The 5,295-nt window shown below is 56.0% G+C and carries 2 rRNA genes; both read right to left on the bottom strand.

Annotation, left to right across the window (positions count from 1 at the left end):
• Positions 1–42: 42 nt before the first annotated feature.
• Positions 43–3,179: ribosomal RNA gene (locus tag CFP71_RS23430) — 23S ribosomal RNA — on the bottom strand.
• Positions 3,180–3,501: 322 nt separating this feature from the next.
• A 16S ribosomal RNA gene (locus tag CFP71_RS23425) occupies positions 3,502–5,016 on the bottom strand.
• The 16S and 23S rRNA genes sit together here, the layout of an rRNA operon.
• Positions 5,017–5,295 lie beyond the last annotated feature (279 nt).

The raw sequence follows: 5,295 nt of genomic DNA, 5'->3' as shown, positions 1-5,295 counted from the left end.
GTGTGGTGTTTCAGAGCTGTAGAGTGGATGCGTAACATCTTTGTGGGCAAGTCCTCGGCCTATTAGTACCAGTCAACTCGACAACACATTACTGTGCTTCCATTTCTGGCCTATCAACCCAATGGTCTGTTGGGGGCCTTAACCCACATGGGGTGGGATACCTCATCTTGGAACAGGCTTCCCGCTTAGATGCCTTCAGCGGTTATCCCTTCCGAACGTGGCCAACCAGCCATGCCACTGGCGTGACAACTGGCATACCAGAGGTTCGTCCGTCCCGGTCCTCTCGTACTAGGGACAGCCTTCCTCAAGTATCCTACGCGCGCGGCGGATAGGGACCGAACTGTCTCACGACGTTCTAAACCCAGCTCGCGTGCCGCTTTAATGGGCGAACAGCCCAACCCTTGGGACCTACTCCGGCCCCAGGATGCGACGAGCCGACATCGAGGTGCCAAACCATGCCGTCGATATGGACTCTTGGGCAAGATCAGCCTGTTATCCCCGGGGTACCTTTTATCCGTTGAGCGACACCCCTTCCACCAGGTGGTGCCGGATCACTAGTCCCGACTTTCGTCCCTGCTCGACATGTCTGTCTCACAGTCAAGCTCCCTTGTGCACTTGCACTCAACACCTGATTGCCAACCAGGCTGAGGGAACCTTTGGGCGCCTCCGTTACTCTTTAGGAGGCAACCGCCCCAGTTAAACTACCCATCAGGCACTGTCCCTGAACCAGATCATGGTCCGAGGTTCAGATTCCCAATCCGACCAGAGTGGTATTTCAACAACGACTCCACCAACACTAGCGTGCCAGCTTCACAGTCTCCCACCTATCCTACACAAGCCGAACCGAAAACCAATACCAAACTATAGTAAAGGTCCCGGGGTCTTTCCGTCCTGCCGCGCGTAACGAGCATCTTTACTCGTAGTGCAATTTCGCCGGGCCTGTGGTTGAGACAGCCGGAAAGTCGTTACGCCATTCGTGCAGGTCGGAACTTACCCGACAAGGAATTTCGCTACCTTAGGATGGTTATAGTTACCACCGCCGTTTACTGGCGCTTAAATTCTCAGCTTCACCCCCGAAAGGGTTAACCGGTCCTCTTAACGTTCCAGCACCGGGCAGGCGTCAGTCCATATACATCGTCTTGCGACTTCGCATGGACCTGTGTTTTTAGTAAACAGTCGCTTTCCGCTGGTCTCTGCGGCCACCCACCCCTAGTCCGCAAGGGACTTCAGAGTGTTTGGCCCCCCTTCTCCCGAAGTTACGGGGGCATTTTGCCGAGTTCCTTAACCACAGTTCACCCGATCGCCTTAGTATTCTCTACCTGACCACCTGTGTTGGTTTGGGGTACGGGCCGTGCACGCACTCGCTAGAGGCTTTTCTCGGCAGCATAGGATCACTCTACTTCACCTCAATCGGCTACGCATCACGTCTCAGCCTCAATGAAACACGGATTTACCTATGTTTCGGCCTACACGCTTACACCAGTACTACCACTCACTGGCGGAGCTACCTTCCTGCGTCACCCCATCACTCGACTACTACGGAATCAGATCCCACGCTCCACACAGAAACCTCCGTCCGAAGACATCGGTAACTGGCTTTGGGTGGTTAGTATCAACCGCCTCATCCTGGGCGCACGTGCTCGGGTACGGGAATATCAACCCGTTATCCATCGACTACGCCTGTCGGCCTCGCCTTAGGTCCCGACTTACCCTGGGCGGATTAGCCTGGCCCAGGAACCCTTGGTCATCCGGCGGCAGAGTTTCTCACTCTGCATTCGCTACTCATGCCTGCATTCTCACTCCCACACCCTCCACGACTGGCTTCCGCCGCCGCTTCCCTGGATGCAGGACGCTCCCCTACCCATCCACACGACTAGACATTCCCTCAAGGAGAACGCCGATCTATATGTGTGAATGACACAGCTTCGGCGGTGTGCTTAAGCCCCGCTACATTGTCGGCGCAGGACCACTTGACCAGTGAGCTATTACGCACTCTTTCAAGGGTGGCTGCTTCTAAGCCAACCTCCTGGTTGTCTGGGCAATCCCACATCCTTTCCCACTGAGCACACACTTAGGGGCCTTAGCTGGTGTTCTGGGCTGTTTCCCTCTCGACGACGAAGCTTATCCCCCGCCGTCTCACTGCCACACTCTCACACCACGGTATTCGGAGTTTGGTTGATTTCGGTAACCCGGTAAGGCCCCTAGACCATCCAGTAGCTCTACCCCCGTGGTGAAACATGTGACGCTGCACCTAAATGCATTTCGGGGAGAACCAGCTATCACGGAGTTTGATTGGCCTTTCACCCCTACCCACAGCTCATCCCCTCAGTTTTCAACCTAAGTGGGTTCGGCCCTCCACGTCGTCTTACCGACGCTTCAGCCTGGCCATGGGTAGATCACTCCGCTTCGGGTCTAGACCACGCGACTCAATCGCCCTATTCAGACTCGCTTTCGCTACGGCTACCCCACACGGGTTAACCTCGCCACGCAGCACTAACTCGCAGGCTCATTCTTCAAAAGGCACGCCATCACCTCAACATCACAAGGATGTGCTCGGGCTCTGACGGCTTGTAGGCACACGGTTTCAGGTACTCTTTCACTCCCCTCCCGGGGTACTTTTCATCTTTCCCTCACGGTACTAGTCCGCTATCGGTCTTCAGGAAGTATTTAGGCTTACCGGGTGGTCCCGGCAGATTCACAGCAAATTCCACGAGCTCGCTGCTACTCGGGAACACCACCAAGGTCTCTGAAACTGGTTTTCGCGTACGGGACTCTCACCCACTCCGGTCGCCCATCCCAAGGCGTTCCACTAACCAGCACATCAACCCGAAGAAATGTCAGTCTCTTCAAGGCGGGTCCCACAACACCACACACACAACGCCTGACAGCTTGACATGTGCATGGTTTAGCCTCTTCCGCTTTCGCTCGCCACTACTCACGGAATCACGGTTGTTTTCTCTTCCTACGGGTACTGAGATGTTTCACTTCCCCGCGTTCCCTCCACACACCCTATATATTCAGATGCGGGTAACACCACATAACTGGTGCTGGGTTTCCCCATTCGGAAATCCTCGGATCACAGCTCGGTTGACAGCTCCCCGAGGCATATCGCAGCCTCCCACGTCCTTCATCGGCTCCTGAAGCCAAGACATCCACCATGTGCCCTTAATAACTTGACCACAAAGATGCTCGCATCCACTCTACAGTTCTCAAACACCACACCAGAAACAAACTCCCAGGGGGTTTCACCCTTCGGCGTGTTGCCTCAGGACCCAACAGCGTGCGTAGTGAACAATCATCGACCAGCCCGGCATAACCCTTTCCACGCTTCCCGGAGGAAGCAGTACTCAGACGCCCCGGCAACAGCCGGCGATCGCATAAACCAGTAGTTCCACAATTCCTTGAGCAACCAGCACAACACCACGTGCGGGTGTTCAGTGCCGGCCACTCCACAGTGCTGATCCCGGGTATCCCGAGGACTGTGGATGTGTTGCTCCTTAGAAAGGAGGTGATCCAGCCGCACCTTCCGGTACGGCTACCTTGTTACGACTTCGTCCCAATCGCCAGTCCCACCTTCGACCACTCCCCCCCTTGCGGGTTGGGCCATGGGCTTCGGGTGTTACCGACTTTCATGACGTGACGGGCGGTGTGTACAAGGCCCGGGAACGTATTCACCGCAGCGTTGCTGATCTGCGATTACTAGCGACTCCGACTTCACGCAGTCGAGTTGCAGACTGCGATCCGAACTGAGACCGGCTTTAAGGGATTCGCTCCACCTCGCGGTATCGCAGCCCTCTGTACCAGCCATTGTAGCATGTGTGAAGCCCTGGACATAAGGGGCATGATGACTTGACGTCATCCCCACCTTCCTCCGAGTTGACCCCGGCAGTCTCCCACGAGTCCCCGCCATAACGCGCTGGCAACGTAGGATAAGGGTTGCGCTCGTTGCGGGACTTAACCCAACATCTCACGACACGAGCTGACGACAGCCATGCACCACCTGTACACCAACCACAAGGGAAGCCCTATCTCTAGGGATGTCTGGCGCATGTCAAGCCCAGGTAAGGTTCTTCGCGTTGCATCGAATTAATCCACATGCTCCGCCGCTTGTGCGGGCCCCCGTCAATTCCTTTGAGTTTTAGCCTTGCGGCCGTACTCCCCAGGCGGGGCGCTTAATGCGTTAGCTACGGCACGGACAACGTGGATGTCGCCCACACCTAGCGCCCAACGTTTACAGCGTGGACTACCAGGGTATCTAATCCTGTTCGCTCCCCACGCTTTCGCTCCTCAGCGTCAGTATCGGCCCAGAGACCCGCCTTCGCCACCGGTGTTCCTCCTGATATCTGCGCATTTCACCGCTACACCAGGAATTCCAGTCTCCCCTACCGAACTCAAGTCTGCCCGTATCGCCCGCACGCTCCACGTTAAGCGTGGAGTTTTCACGAACGACGCGACAAACCGCCTACGAGCTCTTTACGCCCAATAATTCCGGACAACGCTCGCACCCTACGTATTACCGCGGCTGCTGGCACGTAGTTAGCCGGTGCTTCTTATCCAGGTACCGTCACTTGCGCTTCGTCCCTGGCGAAAGAGGTTTACAACCCGAAGGCCGTCATCCCTCACGCGGCGTCGCTGCATCAGGCTTTCGCCCATTGTGCAATATTCCCCACTGCTGCCTCCCGTAGGAGTCTGGGCCGTGTCTCAGTCCCAGTGTGGCCGGTCACCCTCTCAGGCCGGCTACCCGTCGTCGCCTTGGTAGGCCATTACCCCACCAACAAGCTGATAGGCCGCGGGCTCATCCTGTACCGCCAGAACTTTCAACCAACCCCCATGCGAGGACTGGTGATATCCGGTATTAGACCCAGTTTCCCAGGCTTATCCCAAAGTACAGGGCAGATTGCCCACGTGTTACTCACCCGTTCGCCACTAATCCACCCGAAGGCTTCATCGTTCGACTTGCATGTGTTAAGCACGCCGCCAGCGTTCGTCCTGAGCCAGGATCAAACTCTCCAACAATGTCAAATTTGATCGAGGCAAATAAATACTTGCTCTCAAAGGAACCTCATACGAGGTTACATATACATAAGCTCTACTGGCTTAGTTCACTAGCACACTGTTGAGTTCTCAAGCAACACACCCCAGATCGCACCGCGGCTACACGGCCTTATCTGAAGCAGTTATTTCTTGGCTTTTGTCCGGAGCACACCCTAGCACCTGCTCGAAACTGCCGTTTCAGCGGGGGTAGAGTTACCTCTCCGGTTCGGGACCACCCACTCTACCACCATCCGCTGCGCG

This window comes from Amycolatopsis thailandensis (genome assembly GCF_002234405.1).
In the GTDB taxonomy this organism is placed as follows: Bacteria; Actinomycetota; Actinomycetes; order Mycobacteriales; family Pseudonocardiaceae; genus Amycolatopsis; species Amycolatopsis thailandensis.
This window is presented reverse-complemented; position numbering and strand designations above follow the sequence as displayed.